The organism is Enterobacter cloacae, assembly GCF_011078175.1.
Taxonomy (GTDB): domain Bacteria; phylum Pseudomonadota; class Gammaproteobacteria; order Enterobacterales; family Enterobacteriaceae; genus Enterobacter; species Enterobacter cloacae_Q.
Genome location: NZ_JAALCJ010000006.1, coordinates 283,416 through 306,715 on the forward strand (window position 1 = coordinate 283,416; position 23,300 = coordinate 306,715).

At 56.3% G+C, this 23,300-nt stretch carries 29 protein-coding genes; 17 read left to right on the top strand and 12 right to left on the bottom strand.

Features of this window, described 5'->3' with window-relative positions:
* Nucleotides 1-12: 12 nt before the first annotated feature.
* Genes G6Q29_RS15200 through G6Q29_RS15215 form a run of 4 tightly spaced genes read right to left on the bottom strand, consistent with a single transcriptional unit; the run spans nucleotide 13 to nucleotide 2,423 of the window.
* Nucleotides 13-762, bottom strand: coding sequence for an SDR family oxidoreductase (locus G6Q29_RS15200; RefSeq protein ID WP_165466273.1), 750 nt, complete (start codon nucleotides 760-762; stop codon nucleotides 13-15).
* On the bottom strand, nucleotides 762-1,784 hold the full coding sequence (locus G6Q29_RS15205; RefSeq protein WP_017692695.1) for an aromatic ring-hydroxylating oxygenase subunit alpha: 1,023 nt from the start codon (nucleotides 1,782-1,784) through the stop codon (nucleotides 762-764). Before G6Q29_RS15205 ends, G6Q29_RS15200 begins: the two co-directional genes overlap by 1 nt.
* 10 nt (nucleotides 1,785-1,794) lie before the next feature.
* On the bottom strand, nucleotides 1,795-2,103 hold the full coding sequence (locus tag G6Q29_RS15210; protein ID WP_165466274.1) for a recombinase-like helix-turn-helix domain-containing protein: 309 nt from the start codon (nucleotides 2,101-2,103) through the stop codon (nucleotides 1,795-1,797).
* Entirely contained in the window at nucleotides 2,100-2,423 is a 324-nt protein-coding gene (locus tag G6Q29_RS15215) for a Rieske (2Fe-2S) protein (RefSeq protein WP_003860044.1), read from the bottom strand. Before G6Q29_RS15215 ends, G6Q29_RS15210 begins: the two co-directional genes overlap by 4 nt.
* Before the next feature lie 414 nt (nucleotides 2,424-2,837).
* Between G6Q29_RS15215 and G6Q29_RS15220 the strand changes: the two genes are divergently transcribed.
* Complete coding sequence (locus G6Q29_RS15220; RefSeq protein ID WP_165466323.1) at nucleotides 2,838-4,049, top strand: MFS transporter; 1,212 nt, start codon at nucleotides 2,838-2,840, stop codon at nucleotides 4,047-4,049.
* A gap of 3 nt (nucleotides 4,050-4,052) precedes the next feature.
* Here the strand turns inward: G6Q29_RS15220 and speB are convergent, their stop codons facing one another.
* The 4 genes from speB to G6Q29_RS21890 form a co-directional block, all read right to left on the bottom strand.
* Nucleotides 4,053-4,973, bottom strand: a complete 921-nt coding sequence (gene speB, locus G6Q29_RS15225; RefSeq protein WP_148400594.1) for an agmatinase — start codon at nucleotides 4,971-4,973, stop codon at nucleotides 4,053-4,055.
* A gap of 210 nt (nucleotides 4,974-5,183) precedes the next feature.
* Nucleotides 5,184-7,160, bottom strand: a complete 1,977-nt coding sequence (speA, locus tag G6Q29_RS15230; RefSeq protein WP_022649348.1) for a biosynthetic arginine decarboxylase — start codon at nucleotides 7,158-7,160, stop codon at nucleotides 5,184-5,186.
* 8 nt (nucleotides 7,161-7,168) lie between these two features.
* Complete coding sequence (yqgB, locus tag G6Q29_RS15235; RefSeq protein WP_057979949.1) at nucleotides 7,169-7,300, bottom strand: acid stress response protein YqgB; 132 nt, start codon at nucleotides 7,298-7,300, stop codon at nucleotides 7,169-7,171.
* Between the two features lie 94 nt (nucleotides 7,301-7,394).
* The gene (locus G6Q29_RS21890; protein WP_418235904.1) at nucleotides 7,395-7,535 is read right to left on the bottom strand and encodes a hypothetical protein; all 141 of its coding nucleotides are present in this window, start codon (nucleotides 7,533-7,535) and stop codon (nucleotides 7,395-7,397) included.
* A 425-nt stretch (nucleotides 7,536-7,960) separates the two neighbouring features.
* On the opposite strand from G6Q29_RS21890, the gene metK reads away from it, so the two are divergent.
* The 8 genes from metK to ruvX all read left to right on the top strand — a co-directional run bounded on the left by metK (nucleotide 7,961) and on the right by ruvX (nucleotide 15,100).
* Entirely contained in the window at nucleotides 7,961-9,115 is a 1,155-nt protein-coding gene (metK, locus tag G6Q29_RS15245) for a methionine adenosyltransferase (RefSeq protein ID WP_041908329.1), read from the top strand.
* Between the two features lie 416 nt (nucleotides 9,116-9,531).
* Nucleotides 9,532-10,929, top strand: a complete 1,398-nt coding sequence (gene galP / locus G6Q29_RS15250; RefSeq protein WP_165466275.1) for a galactose/proton symporter — start codon at nucleotides 9,532-9,534, stop codon at nucleotides 10,927-10,929.
* A gap of 58 nt (nucleotides 10,930-10,987) precedes the next feature.
* Entirely contained in the window at nucleotides 10,988-11,485 is a 498-nt protein-coding gene (locus tag G6Q29_RS15255; protein ID WP_165466276.1) for a SprT family zinc-dependent metalloprotease, read from the top strand.
* A 94-nt stretch (nucleotides 11,486-11,579) separates the two neighbouring features.
* Nucleotides 11,580-12,287, top strand: a complete 708-nt coding sequence (endA, locus tag G6Q29_RS15260; RefSeq protein ID WP_165466277.1) for a deoxyribonuclease I — start codon at nucleotides 11,580-11,582, stop codon at nucleotides 12,285-12,287.
* A gap of 51 nt (nucleotides 12,288-12,338) precedes the next feature.
* Complete coding sequence (rsmE, locus tag G6Q29_RS15265; protein WP_165466278.1) at nucleotides 12,339-13,070, top strand: 16S rRNA (uracil(1498)-N(3))-methyltransferase; 732 nt, start codon at nucleotides 12,339-12,341, stop codon at nucleotides 13,068-13,070.
* Between the two features lie 31 nt (nucleotides 13,071-13,101).
* Complete coding sequence (gene gshB / locus G6Q29_RS15270; RefSeq protein ID WP_165466279.1) at nucleotides 13,102-14,049, top strand: glutathione synthase; 948 nt, start codon at nucleotides 13,102-13,104, stop codon at nucleotides 14,047-14,049.
* A 74-nt stretch (nucleotides 14,050-14,123) separates the two neighbouring features.
* Nucleotides 14,124-14,684: a YqgE/AlgH family protein gene (locus G6Q29_RS15275; RefSeq protein WP_165466280.1), complete on the top strand. Its 561-nt coding sequence runs from the start codon at nucleotides 14,124-14,126 to the stop codon at nucleotides 14,682-14,684.
* Nucleotides 14,684-15,100: a Holliday junction resolvase RuvX gene (ruvX, locus tag G6Q29_RS15280; RefSeq protein ID WP_014171567.1), complete on the top strand. Its 417-nt coding sequence runs from the start codon at nucleotides 14,684-14,686 to the stop codon at nucleotides 15,098-15,100. Before G6Q29_RS15275 ends, ruvX begins: the two co-directional genes overlap by 1 nt.
* Nucleotides 15,101-15,110: 10 nt before the next feature.
* On the opposite strand, the gene G6Q29_RS15285 is transcribed toward ruvX, so the two are convergent.
* Nucleotides 15,111-16,091: a type IV pilus twitching motility protein PilT gene (locus tag G6Q29_RS15285; protein ID WP_165466281.1), complete on the bottom strand. Its 981-nt coding sequence runs from the start codon at nucleotides 16,089-16,091 to the stop codon at nucleotides 15,111-15,113.
* Nucleotides 16,092-16,108: 17 nt separating this feature from the next.
* Between G6Q29_RS15285 and G6Q29_RS15290 the strand changes: the two genes are divergently transcribed.
* From G6Q29_RS15290 to G6Q29_RS15315, 6 genes are read left to right on the top strand one after another with little or no spacing between them, the layout of a single operon-like run.
* A complete protein-coding gene (locus G6Q29_RS15290) occupies nucleotides 16,109-16,810 on the top strand; it encodes a YggS family pyridoxal phosphate-dependent enzyme (protein ID WP_165466282.1) in 702 nt (233 codons plus the stop codon).
* A gap of 21 nt (nucleotides 16,811-16,831) precedes the next feature.
* Complete coding sequence (locus G6Q29_RS15295) at nucleotides 16,832-17,398, top strand: YggT family protein (RefSeq protein ID WP_165466283.1); 567 nt, start codon at nucleotides 16,832-16,834, stop codon at nucleotides 17,396-17,398.
* A complete protein-coding gene (gene yggU, locus G6Q29_RS15300; RefSeq protein WP_003860023.1) occupies nucleotides 17,395-17,691 on the top strand; it encodes a DUF167 family protein YggU in 297 nt (98 codons plus the stop codon). The genes G6Q29_RS15295 and yggU overlap by 4 nt, the downstream gene beginning before the upstream one ends.
* A gap of 3 nt (nucleotides 17,692-17,694) precedes the next feature.
* Nucleotides 17,695-18,288, top strand: a complete 594-nt coding sequence (locus G6Q29_RS15305; RefSeq protein ID WP_048991669.1) for an XTP/dITP diphosphatase — start codon at nucleotides 17,695-17,697, stop codon at nucleotides 18,286-18,288.
* Nucleotides 18,281-19,429: a radical SAM family heme chaperone HemW gene (gene hemW / locus G6Q29_RS15310; RefSeq protein ID WP_165466284.1), complete on the top strand. Its 1,149-nt coding sequence runs from the start codon at nucleotides 18,281-18,283 to the stop codon at nucleotides 19,427-19,429. The genes G6Q29_RS15305 and hemW overlap by 8 nt, the downstream gene beginning before the upstream one ends.
* A 56-nt stretch (nucleotides 19,430-19,485) precedes the next feature.
* Nucleotides 19,486-19,824 carry an endonuclease domain-containing protein gene (locus G6Q29_RS15315; RefSeq protein ID WP_165466285.1) on the top strand — a complete coding sequence of 113 codons (339 nt, stop codon included), beginning with the start codon at nucleotides 19,486-19,488 and terminating at the stop codon, nucleotides 19,822-19,824.
* A gap of 81 nt (nucleotides 19,825-19,905) precedes the next feature.
* On the opposite strand, the gene G6Q29_RS15320 is transcribed toward G6Q29_RS15315, so the two are convergent.
* From G6Q29_RS15320 to trmB, 3 genes are read right to left on the bottom strand one after another with little or no spacing between them, the layout of a single operon-like run.
* Nucleotides 19,906-20,622, bottom strand: coding sequence for a DUF2884 domain-containing protein (locus G6Q29_RS15320; RefSeq protein WP_165466286.1), 717 nt, complete (start codon nucleotides 20,620-20,622; stop codon nucleotides 19,906-19,908).
* 56 nt (nucleotides 20,623-20,678) lie between these two features.
* Nucleotides 20,679-21,005, bottom strand: a complete 327-nt coding sequence (locus G6Q29_RS15325) for a YggL family protein (protein ID WP_165466287.1) — start codon at nucleotides 21,003-21,005, stop codon at nucleotides 20,679-20,681.
* Nucleotides 21,005-21,724: a tRNA (guanosine(46)-N7)-methyltransferase TrmB gene (gene trmB / locus G6Q29_RS15330; protein WP_165466288.1), complete on the bottom strand. Its 720-nt coding sequence runs from the start codon at nucleotides 21,722-21,724 to the stop codon at nucleotides 21,005-21,007. The genes G6Q29_RS15325 and trmB overlap by 1 nt, the downstream gene beginning before the upstream one ends.
* A 144-nt stretch (nucleotides 21,725-21,868) precedes the next feature.
* Here trmB and mutY point away from each other — a divergent pair, with 144 nt between their 5' ends.
* Both mutY and G6Q29_RS15340 read left to right on the top strand, forming a co-directional pair.
* Nucleotides 21,869-22,921, top strand: coding sequence for an A/G-specific adenine glycosylase (gene mutY / locus G6Q29_RS15335; protein WP_207309799.1), 1,053 nt, complete (start codon nucleotides 21,869-21,871; stop codon nucleotides 22,919-22,921).
* A 26-nt stretch (nucleotides 22,922-22,947) separates the two neighbouring features.
* Nucleotides 22,948-23,220: an oxidative damage protection protein gene (locus G6Q29_RS15340; RefSeq protein WP_003862425.1), complete on the top strand. Its 273-nt coding sequence runs from the start codon at nucleotides 22,948-22,950 to the stop codon at nucleotides 23,218-23,220.
* The last annotated feature ends 80 nt before the right edge of the window (nucleotides 23,221-23,300 follow it).

Below are 23,300 nucleotides of genomic sequence, written 5' to 3' on the forward strand. Positions count from 1 at the left end.
CATCGCCCTACCTTAGTTAAAGACAAAACCGCCGTTGACCGGGATCAACTGCCCGGTGATAAACCGCGACAGATCGCTTAACAGCCAGACCACGCTGCCGGTGATATCTTCCGGCTGCTGCGCGCCCGTTAACGCGCGGCCATTTTCGTAGAGCTGATGGCGTTCTGCGGGCACATATTCGGTTGCCTCGACGCGGGTCAGGCCCGGCGCGATAGCGTTGATTCGGATGCGTTTTTCCCCCAGCTCGCGCGCCATCGAGCGGGTCATCGCAATTACCGCCCCCTTACTGGCCACGTAGGCCATCAGGCGCGGCGCGCCCCACAGCGCGGTGTCGGACGCCACGTTCACAATCCCCGCCCCCTCGCGCAGCAGCGGCACCGCGGCGCGCGTCACCAGCCAGGTGCCTTTGACGTTGACGCTCATCACCCGATCCCAGAGATCCGGATCGTAATCGAGCATGTGTTTGCCGCCCACGCCCGTCGCCATCGCGGCGTTGTTCACCAGGCCGTCAATCTGCCCCTGCTCGCCAATGGCGCTGAACACCAGGTCGATGGACTGCGGATCGGCCAGATCGATAACGTGCGATTCGATCGCATAGCCCTGCTCGCGCAGCCGGTGGGCGCTCTCGGCCAGCTCGCCTTTGAGGATGTCGCACATCACCACCGCCGCGCCCTGCTCCGCGCAGGCCTGGGCAAAGTGGTAGCCCAGCCCGCGCGCGGCGCCGGTCACCACGATGCGCTTTCCGCTCAGCAGCCCGTTCATCAGGCGGCTCCCTGCTGTGCTTCACGCATCGCCAGCTGTTCTTTCGCGGCCTTTTGCATCATGCGGCGCAGGCGCGAGAGGCCAACGTCGTGCTGATACAGGTATTCATGATCGCGGGCGTTTGGCGCCAGGCTTTCCAGCACCACGCGGTCCTGCTCCAGCACTTCCCAGTGCAGTTTTTCCAGCCGGTTGCGGTACATGAAGCGCCACATATCGCGCTGCCAGCCCTGTACGCGGCGGATGCGCCAGAAGAAGACGCGGCAATTGTCGTTATCTTCCGGCACCACCATGCCGACGATAAAGAAGTGGCCGCCCGGTCCGAAACGCTTCTTATAGGGAATGGAGAGACGCATCCAGCAGGTGCCGCTGTTGCCCAGCTCCACCCAGTCGAAGTTGACGCCGCTCTGCCCTTTTTTCTCGAAGATGAAGCCGGTTTTGGTCGGCTGGAGCACCATGTCGGCCTTGCGATCCCCTTCCGCCATCGAGTGCGACGACGAATGCAGATAGGTGCCGTGCATCGGGTCCATGACGTTTTCCAGCGCGTACTGGTAATTGCATTTCCACGCGGCGGTGCAGAGGAAGTTGCTGAAGTTTTCCGTGTCGGCGAGTTCATCCGGGAAGGTCAGTTCGTCCGGCTGCTGGTCCGCGGTAACGCCAAACCAGAGGAAGATGGCGCCGTGCGCCTCCTGCACGTTATAGCTGCGCACGCACTGCTGGCCGACCAGCGGGCATTTATCCACGGCCGGCACGTCTTTCACCTCGCCGTTGCCCGCCACCTCTACGCCGTGATACCAGCAGGCGATGCGGTCCCCAAGGTTCCAGCCCATAGACAGGCGCGCGCCGCGGTGCGGACAGCGGTCCTCCAGCGCCTGCACCTGGCCGTCTTTGTTGCGCCAGACCACAATCTGCTCGCCCAGGCGGGTGATGCCCACCGGCGCAGACTGCACTTCCCAGCTCGCCAGCACCGGATACCAGAGGCCGCGCAGACCTTTATCGAGATAGTGTTGTACGGTAGTCGTCATCGCGTTGCCCTCAGTAGCCGTTAACCTGTAAGAATGCCTGGAAGCTGGCCTCGCTCCACGGCTCGCCCTGCTGGTCGTGCATGCGCACCGCGTTCAGCCCGTTCACCAGCTCCGGCAAGGTTTCAATGCCCTGCTCGAAGAGATCTTCCAGCGTCGCGATCAGGTTCATCTCCCAGTTTTCCGGCTCGCGGCTGCGGGTCTGCCAGATCAGGTTCTGGTAATCACCCGGCTTATGGATCGCACCGTTACCGCCCTCTGCCGGTGGGGCAAACTGACGGCTTTCCGGCAGCGCCGGGTTGTAGTTGAGAGTGTCGCTCATGCCACGGTCTCCTCGACAAAGGTAATCTGAATCTGGTTTTCAAAAACCCGAACCGGGTAGCGGTTAAGGTTGCGCCCCCCGGGTCCGTGGAGGCACTGGCCGGTTTTGACGTCGAACACCGCCTCGTGGAGCGGACACTCCACCTTGCCGTCCTCCACGAAGCCCTGGCTCAGCAGGGCATAGGCGTGTGGGCATACGTCCTCCAGCGCGTAATATTCACCGTCGATCAGGTAAACGCCGATCTCTTTCCCGTCGACGTTGCCGCTAAAAGGGAAATCTTCCTGTACTTGTTCTGCGTCACATACGCCTATCCAGCTCATCACGATCCTCCAGGCTTTTGTTTCATATATGAAACTCTGTTTCTTATTTAATACGGTCAATATAAAAGCGATGAAAGTTTCGTCAAGCGCGAATGTGACGAATTTGTTAATCAGCGAGTAATTAATTAACTAAGTGTGCAAAGGATCACGAAAAAATGCAGCGATATGAAATTTTCATTATTGCAGCGTGAGAAATACGTTTTTTTAATGCCCTCTTATTTTGAATAAAAGATATTGACTTCCTTTCTTTTTACTCTTTAAAAATAAATGAGCGTCACCTGTTTCGCGTTTCACCTGTGAAACTCGTTTTAAATTTATTTTTAATAAACAAAGAGTTTCATAGGTGAACCATTTTAGCTCCGTGACAATCACATTGATGAAAATATAAGTTACAAAAAACGTAAGGCGGACATGATGACGGCAAAATGGCAAGGCACGATTGCGCTTTTATTACTCATTATTATTTCGTACGTCGATCGGGTAAATATCTCGGTAATGATTTTAAACCCGGAATTTGCCGAACATTTTCAGTTAAATGAAAACAGAATGTTACAGGGTCTGCTCATGACCTGCTTTCTCCTGGGTTATGGCTTTTCTGCTTTATTATTAACGCCGGTTATTGAAAGCAAACTTCATTATCGGCAGGGATTATTAAGCAGCATTGCGATTTGGGCCGCGGTCTGCGCGGTTTCGCCTTTGCTCGGCTCGCTGACGGGAATGCTCATCGCCCGCGTGGTTCTGGGGATCGCGGAGGGACCGCTTTTTTCACTGAAAACGCGCTTTATCAGCGATAACTTTAGCGCGCAAGAGATCGGCAAACCCAATGCCGTGACCGCGCTGGGCGTCTCGCTCGGTCTGGCCGTGGGCTTTCCGCTGGTGACCTGGCTGATGGCACATCTGGGCTGGGCCGGATCGTTTTATGCACTGGCGGCAATCAACCTTCTCCTCGGCGGCGGCTTAATCTGGCGTTTTCTGCCCGCGCCGCGCAAGCTCCCGACCGCGAAAAAGCCGGGGTTTGTCCACACCTTCACGCTGGCCTGGCAGACGCCGCTGCTGGGCTGGATCATGGTGGTTGAAATCGCCACCCTGAGCTATCTCTGGGGAAGTAGCGCCTGGCTACCCGCGTGGCTGCGTGACGAGCACCACTTCTCGCTGCATGCCACGGGCTGGCTTGCGGCGATCCCCTTCCTGCTCAGCCTGGGGTCAAAGTTTCTGGGTGGCGTGCTGCTCGACAAAATGCGTCCGGAACAGGCACCGGTGCTGTTTGTGGTGGGCGGGGCGATGACGGCGCTGTCCGTGGTCGCGCTGATGCTCAGCCATCAGCCTGCCTGGCTGGCGCTGTTTATGCTTTCGGCTAACGTCTTCTGGGGGCTTCAGGGGGCGGCTATTCCGGCGGTGATCCAGCATCACGCCGCGCGGGAAGCGGTGGGCAGCGCTTACGGCATAATCAATGGGATCGGCAATATCTGCGCGGCGTTTATTCCGCTGCTGATGGGGATGGTGATGAGATCGGTGGGGTCGGTCAGTTCAGGCTTTTCGGTGCTGGTCGTCTCGCAGGTTGTCACCCTGCTTGCCGGGGGAATGTTGCTGCTGCGCATGCGGCGCGCAGCAGCAATCAGCGCGTAAGGCTTATTCGCCTTTTTTCGCCGCCTGGATGTAGAGCATTTCTAGTGCCAGGGTCGCCGCGGCCAGCGCGGTGATCTCGGACTGGTCATAGGCCGGAGCCACTTCCACCACGTCCATCCCGACGATGTTCAGATCCTTCAGGCCACGCACCAGCTTGATGGCGCGGTCTGACGTCAGGCCGCCAATCACCGGCGTACCGGTACCCGGTGCAAATGCCGGATCCAGACAGTCGATATCAAAGGTCAGGTACACAGGCATATCGCCGACGATCTGCTTAACCTGAGCCAGGATATCGTCCACGCCGCGATCGTTCACCTGGCCTGCGTCCAGCACGGTGAAGCCGTTATCTTTGTCGAACTCGGTACGGATGCCGATCTGCACGGAGTGATTCGGGTCGATCAGACCTTCGTTTGGCGCAGTGTAAAACATGGTGCCGTGGTCGAATTCACAGCCGTTCGCGTAGGTGTCAGTATGCGCATCGAAGTGCACCAGCGCCATTTTGCCGAAGTGCTTCGCGTGGGCGCGCAGCAGCGGCAGTGTGACGAAGTGGTCGCCGCCGAAGGAGAGCATGCGTTTACCAGCCGCCAGCAGCTTCTCGGCGTGCGCCTGCAATTTTTCGCTCATCTCACGCGCGTCGCCAAAGGCGTACACCAGATCGCCGCAGTCCACCACGTTCAGGCGCTCGCGCATGTCGAAGTTCCACGGGAAGCGGTTGTGCTCCCAGGCCAGGTTAGTGGAAACCTGACGGATCGCCGCCGGACCATGACGTCCACCCGCGCGACCGGACGTTGCCATGTCGAACGGTACGCCGGTGATCACCCACTCAGCGTCGCTGTCGTACGGCTGGAAGTTCATCGGAAGGCGTAAAAAACCAAACGCGTTAGATACCAGAGAGTTATCGTACTGATGACCTAAAGTGCTCATGTCCTGACCTCTTATAAAGTCGATACATTAAAAACAGATGAAAAAAAATCCCCTCCGCGTCGTTAAACCCGACGAGGAAGGGATTGATTCGTAAATCGCATATTGGGGCGAATTATCGCCGTTAATTCATACGGGTTCAAGTGAGTATAGGGCATTGTGCGGTCTGATGCCCTCACCCCAACCCTCTCCCACAGAGAGAGGGCGTTTTACCTACTCGTCTTCCAGATAGGTGTACCCGTACAGACCTGCTTCAAACTCTTCCAGGAACTGCTGCTGCAAGGCATCGTCCAGACCGGTATTTTTCACCTGATCGCGGAACTGGGTGAGCAGTTTTTTCGGATCCAGCTGAACGTATTCGAGCATGTCCGCCACGGTGTCCCCTTCGTCGGACAGCTCAACCTCCACGCTGCCGTCAGGGAAGACAAACACGTCAACCGCTTCGGTATCGCCGAATAGGTTGTGCATATTGCCGAGGATCTCCTGATACGCCCCCACCATAAAGAAGCCCAGCATTGGCGGATTCTCCGGATCGTACTCCGGCATCGGCATGGTTGTGGCAATACCGTCACCGTCGACATAGTGATCAATCGCGCCATCGGAGTCACAGGTGATGTCCAGCAGCACCGCGCGACGCTCCGGAGCGTGGTTCAGCCCTTCCAGCGGCAGAACCGGGAACAGCTGGTCTATACCCCAGGCATCCGGCATCGACTGGAACAGGGAGAAGTTGACGTACATTTTGTCCGCCATACGCTCCTGCAACTCGTCGATAATTGGACGGTGCGCGCGGTTGCTCGGGTCGAGCTGTTTCTGCACTTCGTGGCACATATTCAGATAGAGCTGCTCGGCCCACGCGCGCTCTTGCAGGCTAAAGGTGCCCGAAGAATAGCCGACGTGAATATCGTGCAGGTCCATCTGGCTGTCGTGTAGCCATTCGCGCAGGGAACGACGCGTGCCCGGCTCGTGCATCTCCTGCCAGGTTTCCCACATGCTTTGCAGAGAACGCGGGGCATCGTCTGCCGGAGGTGTGGCTTCGGTGATTTCGCTACGCTCAACGCCGATGATGTTAGAGACCAGCACCGTATGGTGCGCGGTAACCGCGCGGCCGGATTCGGTGATCACCGTCGGATGCGGCAGGCCGTGCTCTTCGCAGGCATCGCCAATCGCCCAGATGATGTTGTTAGCGTATTCGTTCAGGCCGTAGTTTACCGAGCAGTCAGACTGCGAGCGGGTCCCTTCGTAGTCCACGCCCAGGCCGCCGCCCACGTCAAAGCACTGAATATTCACGCCGAGCTTATGCAGCTCAACGTAGAAACGTGCCGATTCACGCACGCCGGTGGCGATGTCGCGGATATTGGCCATCTGCGAGCCGAGGTGGAAGTGCAGCAGCTGAATGCTGTCCAGACGACCGCGCTCGCGCAGAATTTCCACCAGCTGTAGCACCTGGTTCGCCGCGAGGCCGAACTTGGATTTTTCACCGCCGGAAGACTGCCACTTACCGGATCCCTGCGAGGCCAGACGCGCACGCACGCCAAGGCGAGGGATCACGTTCAGACGCTCGGCCTCTTCCAGCACAATCGCGATTTCGGTCATCTTCTCGATCACCAGATAGACCTTGTGGCCCATCTTCTCGCCAATTAGCGCCAGACGAATATATTCACGGTCTTTATAGCCGTTACAGACGATCACCGACCGGGTCATGCCCGCGTGGGCCAGGACAGCCATCAACTCCGCTTTAGAGCCTGCTTCCAGGCCCAACGGTTCGCCGGAGTGGATCAGGGACTCAATCACGCGGCGGTGCTGGTTTACCTTGATCGGATAAACGAGGAAATAGTCGCCGTTATAACCATACGATTCGCGCGCACGTTTGAACGCGGCGTTAATAGAACGCAGGCGATGTTGCAGGATCTGCGGGAAGCAGAACAGTGCAGGCAAGCGCTGGCCCTGCGCTTCACGGGCTTTCACCAGTTTAGCGAGATCCACGCGCGCTTCCGGGACGTCCGGATCCGGGCAGACACTGATGTGACCCAGCTCGTTGACGTCGTAGTAGTTATTGCCCCACCAGGCAATATTGTAAGTGCGCAGCATCTTGCTGGCTTCCTGGGAGCTCATCGCAACCTCCTGCATAGAACGTAGTACACCCTGTTCGCCTGCTGACGAAGGCGAAAGCGAAGACATGTCGTCAGACATAGCGAACCTCAACTCTTTGTATTAAGTGTAAAACAGTTGACTACTATCGCAGCGTTATACGGCGATAACAACCCATTAACGGCTCCATTTCCCAGCAGAGTATGCTGAAATCCAGACCGTGCGACCGGTTTCTTATTCATATCATTGTAAAACACGTATCCGAACTCTGTATGACAAGGTTCGGCGAAACCACGAGAAAACTCCTGTATTAACAAGAGCGCCCTTGTTCAGTTTTCACAAAGCGTGACCGGCTCTGGAATCCTGAGAAGCACCGAGATGGGTATAACATCGGCAGGTGTTTAGACCGGAAGTGCGGGTGGGAATCAAATGCGCGCCAGAACGGCTGCGCTGAATGAGCGGAAAACGATGGTTCATTATCTCGTATCACCTCCACGGCCGCCTCTGCTGAAACGGACCACAAGCCAAAGCTAAAAGTTCACTGCTTAACCCGGCTGGAAGTGGCGACACGATGTGTTCATCGAGCGCTTATTTTATATGAGCCGCGCGCCGCGTTTTATACCGAGAAGGTCGCTAAAAAGCAAAACAAAAATGCGGAGGTTGCCAGCGCCGTCAGGAAAAATGTCCAGCCGTGTTTTCAACGCAGTGAGAGGTGAGTCAAAAAAAACTGGAAATCGGGTGAAGAAGTGACCTAAAATAGACGTCCAGATGTTAATCCATCCATACTGATTAACACTCAGACTGCCAGTGTCAAAATTCTGTAGGTCTTGGTAGAATTATCTCCTTTGGCTAATCCACACAGCAGCTTGAGCTAACCAAATTCCTCTTAGGTGAAATAAAACATGGCAAAACACCTGTTTACGTCCGAGTCCGTATCAGAAGGACATCCTGATAAAATTGCTGACCAAATCTCCGATGCGGTGCTGGATGCGATCCTCGCGCAGGATCCAAAAGCGCGCGTAGCGTGTGAAACCTATGTCAAAACCGGCATGGTTCTGGTTGGCGGTGAGATCACCACCAGCGCATGGGTTGATATCGAAGAGATCACCCGTAACACGGTGCGTGAGATCGGCTATGTACATTCTGATATGGGCTTTGATGCCAACTCCTGCGCCGTACTGAGCGCGATTGGCAAACAGTCTCCGGACATCAACCAGGGCGTTGACCGTGCCGATCCGCTGGAACAGGGCGCGGGCGACCAGGGCCTGATGTTCGGTTACGCAACCAACGAAACCGACGTGCTGATGCCTGCCCCGGTGACCTACGCACACCGTCTGGTGCAGCGTCAGGCTGAAGTGCGTAAAAACGGCACCCTGCCGTGGCTGCGCCCGGATGCGAAAAGCCAGGTGACCTTCCAGTATGACGATGGGAAAATCGTCGGTATCGATGCCGTGGTTCTTTCCACGCAGCATGCTGAAGAGATTGACCAGAAATCCCTGCAAGAAGCGGTGATGGAAGAGATCATCAAGCCGGTTCTGCCAACTGAATGGCTGAGCTCTGCGACCAAATTCTTCATCAACCCAACCGGACGCTTTGTTATCGGCGGCCCAATGGGTGACTGCGGTCTGACCGGTCGTAAAATCATCGTTGATACCTACGGCGGCATGGCGCGTCACGGCGGCGGTGCATTCTCCGGTAAAGATCCGTCTAAAGTTGACCGCTCTGCGGCGTACGCGGCACGTTATGTGGCGAAAAACATCGTTGCTGCCGGTCTGGCTGATCGCTGTGAGATTCAGGTTTCCTACGCTATCGGCGTGGCTGAGCCAACCTCCATCATGGTGGAAACCTTCGGTACTGAAAAAGTGCCTTCAGAACAGTTAACCCTGCTGGTGCGCGAGTTCTTCGACCTGCGTCCATACGGTCTGATTCAGATGCTGGATCTGCTGCACCCAATCTACCAGGAAACCGCGGCGTACGGTCACTTTGGTCGCGAACATTTCCCATGGGAAAAAACCGACAAAGCCGCTCTGCTGCGTGAGGCTGCCGGTCTGAAATAATCGACTGCCAGCAGCTTAAACAGGCCAGCCTTTGTGCTGGCCTTTTTTTATGTCGGGTGGCGGCCAGGCCTTACCCGACCTACGGGTAGTGAGTTTTATAGGCCGGATAAGGCATAGCCGCCACCCGGCAATATTTGGAACCGCTTACACCTGACTCTCTGTACCCCGCTTTCAGAATATTCTCTTTGCATGATCGCATTTCTTCTGCTGTTACATTCCCTTTCAGTTAAGTCTGAAATGTATTCAAACGCGATGCACATCAATTAATTTGCCTCTATATTTTCAAAGCTTTAATTATTTTTACGGTTACAGGTTAGTGTAACCGATTACACCATTGTGATTTGACTCACATATTTTTATGAGTCGCTCGCCTACCCTTTATATCGTAAAAACTGATAACTCAACTGGAGGGCATAATGCCTGACAATAATAAACAGGGGCGTACGTCCAATAAGGCAATGACGTTCTTCGTCTGCTTCCTCGCCGCTCTGGCAGGATTACTCTTTGGCCTGGATATTGGCGTAATTGCCGGTGCATTACCGTTCATTACCGATGAGTTCCAGATTAGCGCACACACTCAGGAATGGGTGGTGAGTTCCATGATGTTCGGTGCCGCCGTCGGCGCGGTCGGCAGCGGCTGGCTCTCCTTCAAGCTCGGGCGTAAAAAGAGTCTGATGATCGGCGCGATCCTGTTCGTTGCCGGCTCGCTGTTCTCTGCCGCTGCGCCTAACGTCGAAGTGCTGATCCTCTCTCGTGTGCTGCTCGGTCTGGCAGTGGGCGTGGCGTCTTATACTGCCCCGCTGTACCTGTCCGAAATCGCCCCGGAAAAAATCCGCGGCAGCATGATTTCCATGTATCAGCTGATGATCACCATCGGTATTCTGGGGGCGTATCTCTCCGATACTGCATTCAGCTACAGCGGCGCATGGCGCTGGATGCTCGGTGTGATCATCATTCCTGCCGTCCTGCTGCTGATTGGTGTCTTCTTCCTGCCGGACAGCCCGCGCTGGTTTGCCGCAAAACGCCGCTTCCATGATGCCGAACGCGTTCTCTTACGCCTGCGTGATACCAGCGCCGAAGCCAAAAACGAGCTGGAAGAGATCCGCGAAAGCCTGAAGGTCAAACAGTCCGGCTGGGCGCTGTTTAAAGAGAACAGCAACTTCCGCCGCGCGGTGTTCCTCGGCGTGCTGTTACAGATCATGCAACAGTTCACCGGGATGAACGTCATCATGTATTACGCGCCGAAAATCTTCGAACTGGCGGGCTACACCAACACCACCGAGCAGATGTGGGGCACCGTGATCGTCGGCCTGACCAACGTGCTGGCGACCTTTATCGCTATCGGTCTGGTAGACCGCTGGGGACGTAAGCCAACCCTGACGCTGGGCTTCCTGGTGATGGCCGTCGGGATGGGCGTACTGGGTACCATGATGCACATGGGCATTCACTCCTCAACGGCACAGTACTTCGCCGTGGCGATGCTGCTGATGTTTATCATTGGGTTTGCGATGAGCGCCGGTCCGCTGATTTGGGTGCTGTGCTCAGAGATCCAGCCGCTGAAAGGGCGTGACTTCGGCATCACCTGCTCTACTGCTACCAACTGGATTGCCAACATGATCGTCGGCGCGACGTTCCTGACCATGCTCAACACCCTGGGTAACGCCAATACCTTCTGGGTCTACGCCGGTCTGAACCTGTTCTTTATTGTTCTTACTCTCTGGCTGGTTCCTGAAACTAAACACGTTTCACTGGAACACATTGAACGTAACCTGATGAAAGGTCGTCCACTGCGCGAAATCGGCGCACACGACTGATCCTCTTGCGGGAGGCGCCTCTTGCGCCTCCCCGCTTCCCGCTTTATGCTCTGCCCCTATGAAAGCTCCCCGTCTCCCCATCGCCATTCAGCTAGCCGTCATGCGCCGCCTGCGGGAAAAACTCGCCCAGGCCAACCTCAAGCTCGGCCGCAATTATCCTGAACCGAAGCTGGTCTATCAGCAGCGTGGCACCGCGGCTGGCACCGCCTGGCTGGAAGCCTACGAGATCCGCCTGAATCCGGTACTGATGATGGAAAATCAGCAGGCGTTTATCGAAGAAGTGGTACCGCACGAGCTGGCCCACCTTCTGGTGTGGAAACACTTTGGCCGCGTGGCGCCGCACGGCAAAGAGTGGAAGTGGATGATGGAGGCGGTGCTCGATGTTCCGGCACGCCGAACCCATCAGTTCGAGCTGGAATCGGTGCGCCGCAATACGTTTCCCTACCGCTGCCAGTGCCAGCAGCACCAGCTTACCGTCCGCCGCCACAACCGCGTGATGCGGGGCGAGGCCACCTACCGCTGCGTAAAATGCGGCGAACCGCTGATTGCGGAATAATCAGCTGAACATTCAGGAACTTTCCTGATCTGACTGATTGCATACGGGAACAACATTCGTTACGTTGCGGGCTCGTTTTGACACGGAGTGTAAGATGTCCCGTAATGTTTCTCTCGCGGTCGCTTTTCTGGCGACAGCGCTTTCCGGCCATGCTCTGGCCGACGGTATTCACAGTTTTTCTCAGGCAAAAACCGCAGGCGTAAAGATTAACGCCGACGTGCCGGGCGATTTCTACTGTGGCTGTAAAATTAACTGGCAAGGTAAAAAAGGGCTCGTGGACCTGGAGTCCTGCGGCTATAAGGTGCGCAAGAACGAGAACCGCGCCAGCCGAATCGAATGGGAGCATGTTGTTCCGGCCTGGCAGTTTGGCCACCAGCGCCAGTGCTGGCAGGAGGGTGGGCGTAAGAATTGCGCCAAAGATCCTGTCTACCGCCAGATGGAAAGCGATATGCACAACCTTCAACCCGCCGTGGGTGAAGTCAATGGCGATCGCGGTAACTTCATGTATAGTCAATGGAACGGTGGCGAAGGCCAGTACGGTCAGTGCGCCATGAAGGTCGATTTCAAAGAAAAAGTCGCCGAACCGCCCGCCCGCGCGCGTGGCAGCATCGCTCGAACCTACTTCTATATGCGCGACCGGTACAATCTCAACCTTTCCCGCCAGCAGACGCAGCTCTTCAATGCCTGGGATAAACTCTACCCGGTGACGGACTGGGAATGCCAGCGCGACGAACGCATCGCTAAAGTCCAGGGGAATCACAACCCATACGTCCAGCGGGCTTGCCAGGCACAAAAGAGCTAACCTACACTACGGCAATTCGCTTATATCGCATGACACATGGAATTTCGGACTATGCGCATCCCTCGCATCTATCACCCTGAACTGATTACCCCGGGCGGCGAAATCGCCCTGTCTGATGATGCTGCAAACCACGTAGGCCGCGTGCTGCGCATGGGCGCAGGCCAGGCGATTCAGCTTTTTGACGGTTCTAATCAGGTTTTCGACGCTGAAATTACGCGCGCTGACAAGAAAAGCGTGCACGTGAAGGTGCTACGTAGTGAAGTGGACGACAGGGAATCACCGCTGCACATTCACCTGGGACAGGTGATGTCGCGTGGGGAAAAGATGGAGTTCACCATTCAGAAATCGATTGAACTGGGTGTAAGCCTCATTACGCCACTTTTTTCTGAGCGCTGTGGCGTTAAACTGGATGCGGAACGTCTGAACAAAAAGATCCAGCAGTGGCAAAAAATTGCCATCGCAGCCTGCGAACAGAGCGGTCGCAACCGTATCCCGGAGATCCGCCCGGCGATGGATCTGGAGGACTGGTGTGCAGAAGAAGAACGCGGGCTTAAGCTCAATCTTCATCCGCGCGCCAGCGCCAGCATCAATACGCTACCGCTGCCCGTTGAGCGTGTACGCCTGCTGATTGGTCCGGAAGGCGGCCTGTCGGCTGACGAAATTGCCATGACGGCGCGTTACCAGTTTACTGATATTCTGTTGGGACCTCGCGTTCTGCGCACTGAGACAACGGCACTCACCGCCATTACCGCGCTACAGGTGCGATTTGGCGATCTGGGTTGAAGCAAAGCCTGACCCATAACCGGAGAAGAAGATGATTAAGCTCGGCATCGTGATGGACCCCATCGCAAACATTAACATCAAAAAAGATTCCAGTTTCGCTATGCTGCTGGAAGCTCAGCGTCGCGGCTATGAACTCCACTATATGGAGATGAACGATCTTTACCTGATTAACGGTGAAGCCCGCGCCCGCACCCGCATCGTTAACGTCGAGCAGAACTACGACAAATGGTACGAATTCGGCACCGAGCAGGACATTGCCCTGGCCGACCTCAACGTGATCCTGATGCGTAAAGATCCGCCGTTCGATACCGAATACATTTACTCCACCTATATCCTTGAGCGTGCCGAAGAGAAAGGGACGCTGATCGTCAATAAGCCGCAGAGCCTGCGCGACTGCAACGAGAAGCTGTACACCGCCTGGTTCTCAGACCTGACGCCTGAAACGATGGTGACCCGCAGCAAAGCTCAGCTGAAGGAATTCTGGCAAAAACACGGCGATATCATCATGAAGCCGCTGGACGGCATGGGCGGCGCGTCTATTTTCCGCGTGAAGGAAGGCGACCCGAACATTGGCGTAATTGCCGAAACGCTGACCGAGCTGGGCACCCGCTACTGCATGGCGCAGAACTACCTGCCGGCCATTAAAGACGGCGACAAGCGTGTGCTGGTGGTAGACGGCGAGCCGGTGCCTTACTGCCTGGCGCGTATCCCACAGGGCGGTGAAACCCGCGGTAACCTGGCGGCCGGTGGCCGTGGCGAGCCGCGTCCATTAAGCGAAAGCGACTGGGAAATTGCCCGCCGCGTCGGCCCTACGCTGAAAGCCAAAGGCCTGATCTTCGTCGGCCTTGATATCATCGGCGATCGTCTGACCGAAGTGAACGTCACCAGCCCGACCTGCATTCGTGAAATTGAAGCGGAATTCCCGATCTCGATCACCGGAATGCTGATGGACGCTATCGAAAAACGTTTACAGAAATAACCTGTGACAGCGCCTGTGTTTATCCCCATACTGGGCGCTGTCGCTTTTTAAACCAGGAAACAGTACCTCTGACAATGAATTTACAGCATCACTTTCTTATTGCCATGCCTGCTCTCCAGGACCCGATTTTCCGCCGCTCCGTGGTGTATATTTGCGAATACAACGAAGACGGCGCGATGGGGATTATCATCAATAAGCCGCTGGAGAACCTCCAGGTGGAAGGGATTCTGGACAAGCTGAAAATCCCTGCTGAAGCGCGACTGCCGGAAATCCGCCTCGATAAACCAGTGATGCTCGGCGGCCCGCTTGCAGAAGATCGTGGCTTTATCCTGCATACCCCGCCGGTTTTCTCGTCCAGCATTCGTATCTCCGATAACACCGTCGTCACCACCTCTCGCGACGTACTTGAAACGCTGGGCACTGCAAACCAGCCATCTGAGGTGCTGGTTGCGCTCGGCTACGCCTCCTGGGAAAAAGGGCAGCTGGAACAAGAAATTCTGGACAACGCCTGGCTGACAGCCCCTGCGGATATGAATATCCTCTTTAAAACCCCTATCGCCGATCGCTGGCGTGACGCGGCAAAACTGATTGGCATTGATATTCTGACCATGCCTGGCGTTGCGGGGCACGCGTAATGAGCGGCACCCTTCTCGCCTTCGACTTCGGCACCAAAAGCATCGGCGTCGCCGTTGGTCAACGAATCACCGGCACCGCACGCCCGCTCACGGCGCTGAAAGCTAGCGACGGCACGCCGGACTGGAACCTTATTGAGCGCTTGCTTAAAGAGTGGCAGCCGGACGACGTGATTGTCGGCCTGCCGCTGAACATGGACGGCACCGAACAACCGCTTACCGCCCGCGCACGCAAGTTCGCGAACAAAATCCATGGCCGCTTTGGCGTCTCCGTTAAGCTTCACGATGAACGTTTGAGCACCGTTGAGGCGCGCGCTGGTCTGTTCGAGCACGGCGGATTCCGGGCGCTTAACAAAGGCAGCGTGGATTCAGCTTCAGCCGTCATTATCCTCGAAAGCTATTTCGAACAGGGTTACTGAGCGCCGGGGCCTACAGCCGCCCCTGCGCCCGTCGCTCCGCCAGACTCTGCTCAAAGTTCTGCATCCCCGCCTGCTGTCCAGTTTGAATAATGCCCGGCAGTTGCCAGGTTTTGCCTTCGCGGATCAGGTTTGCCGCAGCCGTCGTATTGACCAGTAGCTCATACAACGCCACGCGCCCGCCCTGGACATCCTGAAGCAGTTTTTGCGCCAGCACCGCACGCAGGCTTCCCGCCAGCTGATTACGCACCGGATCTTTCTCCTGCGCCGGGAAGGTATCGACCAGGCGCTCAATCGCCTGCGCCGCACCACGCGTGTGCAGCGTGGCTAAGACCAGATGGCCGGTTTCCGCCGCCGTCAGCGCCAGGCGTATTGTCTCGCTGTCGCGGAGCTCACCAAGCAGAATCACATCCGGATCTTCACGCAATGCACTTCGCAGGGCCTCGGCAAAAGACGGGCTGTGTTGGCCTATCTCCCGCTGCTGGATCAGGCAACGCTCGCTCTGGTACATAAACTCTACCGGATCTTCCAGGGTCAGAATATGCCCGTCCGTGTGGTGATTGAGAAAATCGACCATCGCGGCCAGGGTGGTCGATTTCCCGCTGCCGGTGGCGCCGGTGACCAGAATCAGGCCATTGTCATTGGACAAAAGCTCCGGGATCGCTCGCGGCACGCCTAACGCAGAGAGCTGCGGGCACGTCAGCGGCAACAGGCGCAGCGCGATCGAAACGCCGTGCATATGCTTAAACGCACTGCCGCGCAGCCGCTGACGGTCTGCGAGGGTAACGGCAAAATCCACCTGCCCGTTTGCCCACCATGCGCCCTGCTGTTCATCGTTGAGCCACGCTTTTAATAATGCCCCCACATCCGGGGGCGGAAACGGCGCAGATTCAAGCCGGCCTGACCTGCGCCAGCGCGGCGGCGAATCACTGCACAGGTGTAGATCGGAGACGTTATGCTTTACACTAAGGGCCACAATTTCTTCCACATCCATAGACTACTCCTCGGAAAATGAACGACATTGCGCATAACCTGGCACAGGTCCGGGACAAAATCTCAGCCGCGGCAACGCGTTGCGGCCGTGCTTCAGAAGAAATTACATTGCTTGCAGTCAGCAAAACCAAGCCTGCGAGCGCCATCGCAGAAGCGATCGCCGCCGGTCATCGCGCCTTTGGCGAAAACTATGTGCAGGAAGGCGTGGATAAGATCCGTGCATTCCAGGAACGGGGAAATACTGATCTGCAATGGCACTTTATTGGTCCGCTACAGTCGAACAAAAGCCGGCTGGTCGCAGAGCATTTCGACTGGTGCCACACCCTCGATCGCCTGCGCATCGCTACCCGTCTGAGCGACCAGCGCCCGGCGGAGATGCCTGCGCTTAACGTGCTGATTCAAATCAACATCAGTGATGAAAACAGCAAGTCCGGCATTACGCTTAGCGAACTGGACCAGCTGGCAGCTGACGTTGCAGCGCTGCCGCGCTTAACCCTGCGCGGGCTGATGGCCATTCCGGCGCCAGAGTCAAGTTATGAAAGGCAGTTTGCCGTGGCACAGCAAATGGCTGTAGCATTTGAGGCGCTTAAAGCGCGCTATGACACGGTAGACACGCTTTCTCTGGGCATGTCGGACGATATGGAAGCCGCCATCGCGGCAGGCAGTACCATGGTGCGCATCGGCACGGCAATTTTCGGTGCGCGCGATTACACCCAATAATAAGGAAACCTGAGGAACGCCATGAAGACGTTGACTTTCCTGCTTTCAACGGTCATTGAACTGTATACGATGGCGCTGCTGTTGCGCGTCTGGATGCAGTGGGCCCGTTGTGATTTTTACAATCCATTCTCACAATTTATCGTGAAAATCACGCAGCCCGTTGTGGGGCCGCTTCGCCGCGTCATTCCGGCAATGGGGCCCATTGACAGTTCATCTCTGCTGATGGCGTTTATTCTGAGCGTTATCAAAGCGATCGTGCTGTTTATGGTCATCACTTTCCAGCCGATTATCTGGATTTCAGCCGTTTTGATCCTGCTTAAAACCGTCGGCTCGCTGATCTTCTGGGTCCTGCTGGTGATGGCGATCATGAGCTGGGTAAGCCGGGGCCGTAGCCCGGTGGAGTACGCGTTGATTCAGCTGACTGAACCGCTGCTGCGTCCGATTCGTAGTCTGCTGCCCGCAATGGGCGGAATCGACTTCTCCCCGATGCTTCTCGTTCTGCTGCTTTACGTGCTTAACATGGGTATCGCGGAACTGTTACAGGCGACGGGTAATATGCTGCTGCCGGGGCTGTGGATGGCGTTATGAGTGCAGTTAGCCCCTGCGCCGACGGGCTGGTTTTACGGCTGTACATTCAGCCGAAAGCCAGCCGCGACAGTATTGTTGGGCTGCATGGCGACGAGCTAAAAGTCGCCATCACCGCCCCGCCCGTTGACGGCCAGGCGAATGCGCATCTGACCAAATATCTGGCTAAACAGTTTCGCGTCGCTAAAAGCCAGGTCATCATTGAGAAAGGTGAACTCGGCCGACATAAACAGGTAAAAATCCTTAATCCGCAATCTATCCCGACGGAAGTCGCGGCTCTGACAGAACAGGACTAAACCATGCAGAAAGTTGTTCTCGCCACCGGTAACGCCGGTAAAGTGCGCGAGCTGGCCTCGCTATTAAATGATTTTGGGCTGGACGTAGTGGCCCAGACCGACCTTGGCGTGGATTCCGCCGAAGAGACGGGGCTGACGTTTATCGAAAATGCCATACTGAAAGCGCGTCATGCCGCGCAGATTACGGGGCTGCCCGCTATTGCCGACGACTCCGGTCTGGCCGTGGATTTTCTGGGCGGTGCGCCGGGGATTTATTCCGCCCGCTATTCCGGGGCGGACGCCACCGACCAGCAGAATCTGGAAAAGCTGCTTGTTGCCCTGAAAGACGTGCCTGACGAACAGCGTACCGCGCAGTTCCACTGCGTGCTGGTCTACATGCGTCACGCGGAAGATCCCACGCCGATTGTCTGTCACGGCAGCTGGCCGGGCGTGATCACCCGTGAAGCGGCGGGCAACGGCGGCTTTGGCTACGATCCGATTTTCTTTGTCCCGACCGAGGGCAAAACCGCAGCGGAACTGACCCGCGAAGAGAAAAGCGCGATTTCCCACCGTGGACGCGCCCTGAAACTGTTACTGGAAGCACTGCGTAATGGCTAATTTGCCGCCTCTGAGTCTTTATATTCATATCCCATGGTGCGTGCAGAAATGCCCGTACTGCGATTTCAACTCGCACGCGCTGAAAGGTGAAGTGCCGCACGATGACTACGTTGCGCATCTGCTGGCTGACCTGGACGCCGATGTACCTTACGCACAGGGACGTGAAGTGAAGACCATTTTCATTGGTGGCGGTACGCCGAGCCTGCTGTCAGGCCCGGCGATGCAAACGCTGCTGGACGGCGTGCGTGCGCGCCTGAACCTGGCGGCGGATGCTGAAATTACGATGGAAGCCAACCCCGGTACCGTTGAAGCCGACCGTTTTGTCGAGTATCAGCGTGCAGGCGTGAACCGTATTTCCATCGGCGTGCAGAGCTTTAGCGAGCCAAAGCTGAAGCGCCTGGGGCGCATTCACGGCCCGGAAGAGGCAAAGCGCGCGGCGAAGCTGGCAACGGGGCTTGGGCTGCGCAGTTTTAACCTCGACCTGATGCACGGCCTGCCGGATCAGTCGCTGGAAGAAGCGCTGGACGATTTGCGTCAGGCGATTGAGCTGAATCCGCCGCACCTGTCGTGGTATCAGCTGACCATAGAGCCGAACACCCTGTTTGGGTCCCGTCCTCCGGTGCTGCCGGACGACGACGCGCTGTGGGATATTTTCGAACAGGGCCACCAGCTTTTGACCGCGGCGGGGTATCAGCAATACGAAACGTCGGCGTATGCGAAGCAGGGCTATCAGTGTCAGCACAATCTGAACTACTGGCGTTTTGGTGATTATCTGGGGATTGGCTGCGGCGCTCACGGCAAGGTGACCTTCCCGGACGGGCGCATTCTGCGTACCGCCAAAACGCGTCATCCGCGCGGGTATATGGAAGGCCGCTACCTGGAGCGTCAGCACGACGTCGAGGCGGAGGATAAACCGTTTGAGTTCTTTATGAACCGTTTCCGTCTGCTGGAAGCCGCACCGCGCGCGGAGTTTGCGCTCTACACCGGGTTATCGGAGTCGGTGATTCGTCCGCAGATTGACGAGGCGCTGGCGAAGGGGTATCTGACCGAGTGTGATGAGTCCTGGCAGATCACCGAGCACGGCAAACTGTTCCTGAACTCCCTTCTTGAGCTGTTCCTCGCTGAAAATCCTGAAGGCTGATTCAGGATTTTACATCCCGTTCTGCTGGTTGAGGGAAAGGCTGGCAGAGTGTGGGGATGGAAAAATCAAAACAACTCCGCAAACAAATGACACCCGAAGAATTACGCCTCTGGTATTTGCTCAGAGATCGTCGTTTCTTCGGGAATAAGTTTCGTCGTCAGATGCCGGTTGGGCCGTATATCGTGGATTTTGCCTGCTTTAAGGCGAAGCTGATTATTGAGCTGGACGGTGGGCAGCATCAGAACAAAGAGAAGTATGATTCTCACCGTACCGAGTTTTTGAATGCGAACGGCTGGGAAGTCGTGCGGTTCTGGAATAATGAATTCAGGACTAATGAGGAGCAGGTGTTGATGGCTATTTTGCAACGATTGCAATGCCAGATGCCCTCACCCTAACCCTCTCCCACGGGAGAGGGAACGATTACACCCTCTCCCATGGGGAGAGGGCCAGGGTGAGGGGCCCAGCGCGCAGAGACGTTACTTCAACGTCCCCACCAGCGCCTTCCGGCTATCTTCCAGCGACACCACGCGTTTACACACGTCTTTGCCGAACTGCTGGAAATCGGCTTCCTGATTCTTCCACTCGTTCTGAATCGAGGTTTGCAGGCCGCCCAGGCTTCCCAGCACGCCCTGCAACGGATTACCGCCGCCTTTCAGCACCGCTTTGGCGCCCATCTCGTTGATGCTGTCCTGGAGAATGCCGCCCATTGCCTGGTTCACCAGCTGCTGACCGTCGGCACGCACCTGATCGATCGCCTTATAGTGGAACGTCAGGCCATCAGAGCGCGTCTCGATAATACGGTTCATCTGCTCTTTCAGCTGTTTATCCAGCTTCGTCAGGCGGGTGCGCATATTGCTGCTCTCCCCCACCTCTTTGGTGATGATTTTATCCAGCGCCACGCGGCTTTTCTCGACACGGGTCAGCGCGCCGTTGTTGATCCAGGGCAGCGCGGTACGCAACTCGGCCTGATAGTCCATCGCCTGCTCGCGCTGGGCAGCCGTCAGGTTTTGTGGTTTGCCGTTAAAGGTCACGTTGCCATCCGGCGTAATCACCAGATTGCCATTCTCGCCTTTAACCTGCACGGTTTGCGGACTCAGCACCACGTCATCACGCGGGGTAACGCTACATTTATACTCCGCATGAGCGGTGGATCCGATTGCCAGTAAAGCAACAGCCAGCAACGTTTTGCGCATCTTTAACACTCCCTCAGACAAAATGGGCCAGCTAATGCTGGCCCTTGACTGCTTTATTAGTCCCACCAAACGTCGAAAAGTTCGCTGACGCGGACATCTTCCAGTTTGTGGTCTTCAAGCCATTTGCGTACCAGCGCCTGATGTTCTTCGGTGCATTTCCCCACTTCCTGGGTGCAAATCAGACCTTCCCACGCCAGATAGCCGCTACCGTCGAAGGCCAGCTTGTTTGGCTCGATCACCTCGTTGATGAACGCATCAACGTCCTGATCGATCTGTTCTACACTGGTGCCTTCCGGGAAACGCCAGGCAACGGAGAAACCCACTTCCTGGAATTCGTCGATGTGCATCTTTTTACGCAGACGACGGCTACGATTCTTTGCCATTATTTCACCCTCTCGAACATTAAGTCCCATACGCCGTGACCAAGACGATGGCCACGCTGTTCAAATTTTGTCACCGGACGTGAATCCGGACGCGGTACGTAGTCGTTGCTTTCAGACTGGTTTTTATACCCGTCCAGCGACGACATCACTTCCAGCATATGTTCCGCATAAGGTTGCCAGTCGGTCGCCATGTGGAAGACGCCGCCCAGCTTAAGCTTACTTTTTACCAGCTCGGCAAACGGTGCCTGAACGATACGGCGTTTATTATGACGCGCTTTGTGCCACGGGTCAGGGAAAAAGAGCTGAACCATGTTCAAAGAATTGTCAGGAATCATTTTATGCAGCACTTCCACCGCGTCATGACACATGACGCGCAGGTTCTCAACGCCTTCTTCATGGGCCGTTGCCAGGCACGCGCCGACGCCCGGTGAGTGTACTTCAATACCGAGGAAATTCTGCTCCGGGCGAGCCTTCGCCATGGTCACCAGCGAGGTGCCCATACCAAAGCCGATCTCCAGGGTCACTGGCGCATCGCGACCGAACAGGTCGGTAAAGTCGAGCGGCTGCTCGCTGAACTCAACGCCCATCACCGGCCAGTAGTTGTCCAGCGCGTGTTGCTGCCCTTTTGTCAGGCGGCCCTGACGACGGACAAAGCTGCGAATACGGCGCAGCGGGCGACCGTTTTCATCAAATTCCGGTGAAATGACGTCGTTTTTCATAAAAGAGTTGTCTGCTTGTGAGAATGTTCGGGAAACGGGCATTATCCAAAGTTAAGGCGTCTATGCAAGCATGGGAAAGATCCGGTTTACAGCAGATTGACGCTGTGCTGCAATCTGCGTCCCTGATTATGCGAATCGATGACCATGCAAGCCTCTCAATTTTCAGCCCAGGTGCTGGACTGGTACGACAAATACGGGCGTAAAACCCTGCCCTGGCAAATTGAAAAAACGCCTTACAAAGTATGGCTCTCTGAAGTGATGTTGCAACAAACGCAGGTCGCGACGGTCATTCCTTACTTCGAGCGTTTTATGGCGCGCTTCCCGACAATCACCGATCTGGCAAACGCCCCGCTGGACGAGGTACTTCACCTGTGGACAGGCCTCGGCTATTACGCCCGCGCGCGCAACCTGCACAAAGCCGCACAGCAGGTCGCCACCCGCCACAACGGTAAATTCCCGGAGACCTTTGACGAGGTGGCGGACTTGCCCGGCGTCGGGCGTTCAACCGCAGGCGCAATCCTCTCCCTCTCTTTAGGCAAACATTTCCCTATTCTCGACGGCAACGTCAAGCGCGTGCTCGCACGCTGCTACGCGGTAGATGGCTGGCCGGGAAAGAAAGAGGTTGAGAAACGCCTGTGGGAGATCAGTGAAGCGGTCACTCCGGCGAAGGGGGTAGAGCGTTTTAACCAGGCGATGATGGATCTGGGCGCGATGGTCTGCACTCGTTCAAAACCAAAGTGCGAACTCTGCCCGGTAAACAACCTCTGCGTGGCCTATGCAAACCACACCTGGGCGCAGTATCCGGGGAAAAAACCGAAGCAGACGCTGCCTGAACGCACCGGGTTCATGCTGCTGATGCAGCATGGCGACGAGGTATTTCTCGCCCAACGCCCGCCGAGTGGCCTGTGGGGTGGTCTATACTGCTTCCCACAGTTTGAGGATGAAGCCTCACTTCGGGCATGGCTTGAACAGCGCGGCATTGCGGCCGATACCCTGACGCAACTCAACGCGTTCCGTCATACCTTCAGCCATTTCCATCTGGATATTGTGCCGATGTGGCTTCCCGTGTCCTCACTCACGTCGTGCATGGATGAAGGCACCGCTCTCTGGTATAACTTAGCGCAACCGCCATCAGTCGGGCTGGCGGCTCCCGTGGAGCGCCTGTTACAGCAATTACGTGTCGGTGCAATGGTTTAGCATCGCCAAGACAAAGAGGAATGAGTATGGCCAGAACCATTTTTTGTACTTTCCTACAGCGCGACGCTGAAGGCCAGGATTTCCAGCTCTACCCGGGCGACCTGGGTAAGCGCATTTACAACGAGATCTCCAAAGAAGCCTGGGGACAGTGGCAGAAAAAACAGACCATGCTGATCAACGAGAAAAAGCTCAGCATGATGAACCCGGAACACCGCAAACTGCTGGAGCAGGAGATGGTGAACTTCCTGTTCGAAGGTAAAGACGTCCACATCGAAGGCTATACGCCACCGGAAAAATAATACTCTGCGGCTGCTGCCCGGCGGCGCTGCGCTTGTACGGGCCTACGGTTTTGTAGGCCGGGTAAGCGCAGTGCCGCCCT

What these genes read in the sequence shown, in the direction of transcription:
- G6Q29_RS15275 (WP_165466280.1), top strand. Translation starts at nt 14,124, where the DNA reads ATGAATTTACAGCATCACTTTCTTATTGCCATGCCTGCTCTCCAGGAC.
- G6Q29_RS15290 (WP_165466282.1), top strand. Translation starts at nt 16,109, where the DNA reads ATGAACGACATTGCGCATAACCTGGCACAGGTCCGGGACAAAATCTCA.
- speB (WP_148400594.1), bottom strand. Translation starts at nt 4,973, where the DNA reads ATGAGCACTTTAGGTCATCAGTACGATAACTCTCTGGTATCTAACGCG.
- trmB (WP_165466288.1), bottom strand. Translation starts at nt 21,724, where the DNA reads ATGAAAAACGACGTCATTTCACCGGAATTTGATGAAAACGGTCGCCCG.
- G6Q29_RS15200 (WP_165466273.1), bottom strand. Translation starts at nt 762, where the DNA reads ATGAACGGGCTGCTGAGCGGAAAGCGCATCGTGGTGACCGGCGCCGCG.
- G6Q29_RS15220 (WP_165466323.1), top strand. Translation starts at nt 2,838, where the DNA reads ATGACGGCAAAATGGCAAGGCACGATTGCGCTTTTATTACTCATTATT.
- G6Q29_RS21890 (WP_418235904.1), bottom strand. Translation starts at nt 7,535, where the DNA reads ATGAACCATCGTTTTCCGCTCATTCAGCGCAGCCGTTCTGGCGCGCAT.
- G6Q29_RS15205 (WP_017692695.1), bottom strand. Translation starts at nt 1,784, where the DNA reads ATGACGACTACCGTACAACACTATCTCGATAAAGGTCTGCGCGGCCTC.
- gshB (WP_165466279.1), top strand. Translation starts at nt 13,102, where the DNA reads ATGATTAAGCTCGGCATCGTGATGGACCCCATCGCAAACATTAACATC.
- yqgB (WP_057979949.1), bottom strand. Translation starts at nt 7,300, where the DNA reads ATGAATAAGAAACCGGTCGCACGGTCTGGATTTCAGCATACTCTGCTG.
- G6Q29_RS15295 (WP_165466283.1), top strand. Translation starts at nt 16,832, where the DNA reads ATGAAGACGTTGACTTTCCTGCTTTCAACGGTCATTGAACTGTATACG.
- endA (WP_165466277.1), top strand. Translation starts at nt 11,580, where the DNA reads ATGTCCCGTAATGTTTCTCTCGCGGTCGCTTTTCTGGCGACAGCGCTT.
- ruvX (WP_014171567.1), top strand. Translation starts at nt 14,684, where the DNA reads ATGAGCGGCACCCTTCTCGCCTTCGACTTCGGCACCAAAAGCATCGGC.
- G6Q29_RS15210 (WP_165466274.1), bottom strand. Translation starts at nt 2,103, where the DNA reads ATGAGCGACACTCTCAACTACAACCCGGCGCTGCCGGAAAGCCGTCAG.
- hemW (WP_165466284.1), top strand. Translation starts at nt 18,281, where the DNA reads ATGGCTAATTTGCCGCCTCTGAGTCTTTATATTCATATCCCATGGTGC.
- G6Q29_RS15325 (WP_165466287.1), bottom strand. Translation starts at nt 21,005, where the DNA reads ATGGCAAAGAATCGTAGCCGTCGTCTGCGTAAAAAGATGCACATCGAC.
- galP (WP_165466275.1), top strand. Translation starts at nt 9,532, where the DNA reads ATGCCTGACAATAATAAACAGGGGCGTACGTCCAATAAGGCAATGACG.
- speA (WP_022649348.1), bottom strand. Translation starts at nt 7,160, where the DNA reads ATGTCTGACGACATGTCTTCGCTTTCGCCTTCGTCAGCAGGCGAACAG.
- G6Q29_RS15215 (WP_003860044.1), bottom strand. Translation starts at nt 2,423, where the DNA reads ATGAGCTGGATAGGCGTATGTGACGCAGAACAAGTACAGGAAGATTTC.
- rsmE (WP_165466278.1), top strand. Translation starts at nt 12,339, where the DNA reads ATGCGCATCCCTCGCATCTATCACCCTGAACTGATTACCCCGGGCGGC.
- G6Q29_RS15305 (WP_048991669.1), top strand. Translation starts at nt 17,695, where the DNA reads ATGCAGAAAGTTGTTCTCGCCACCGGTAACGCCGGTAAAGTGCGCGAG.
- G6Q29_RS15315 (WP_165466285.1), top strand. Translation starts at nt 19,486, where the DNA reads ATGGAAAAATCAAAACAACTCCGCAAACAAATGACACCCGAAGAATTA.
- G6Q29_RS15285 (WP_165466281.1), bottom strand. Translation starts at nt 16,091, where the DNA reads ATGGATGTGGAAGAAATTGTGGCCCTTAGTGTAAAGCATAACGTCTCC.
- mutY (WP_207309799.1), top strand. Translation starts at nt 21,869, where the DNA reads ATGCAAGCCTCTCAATTTTCAGCCCAGGTGCTGGACTGGTACGACAAA.
- yggU (WP_003860023.1), top strand. Translation starts at nt 17,395, where the DNA reads ATGAGTGCAGTTAGCCCCTGCGCCGACGGGCTGGTTTTACGGCTGTAC.
- metK (WP_041908329.1), top strand. Translation starts at nt 7,961, where the DNA reads ATGGCAAAACACCTGTTTACGTCCGAGTCCGTATCAGAAGGACATCCT.
- G6Q29_RS15320 (WP_165466286.1), bottom strand. Translation starts at nt 20,622, where the DNA reads ATGCGCAAAACGTTGCTGGCTGTTGCTTTACTGGCAATCGGATCCACC.
- G6Q29_RS15255 (WP_165466276.1), top strand. Translation starts at nt 10,988, where the DNA reads ATGAAAGCTCCCCGTCTCCCCATCGCCATTCAGCTAGCCGTCATGCGC.
- G6Q29_RS15340 (WP_003862425.1), top strand. Translation starts at nt 22,948, where the DNA reads ATGGCCAGAACCATTTTTTGTACTTTCCTACAGCGCGACGCTGAAGGC.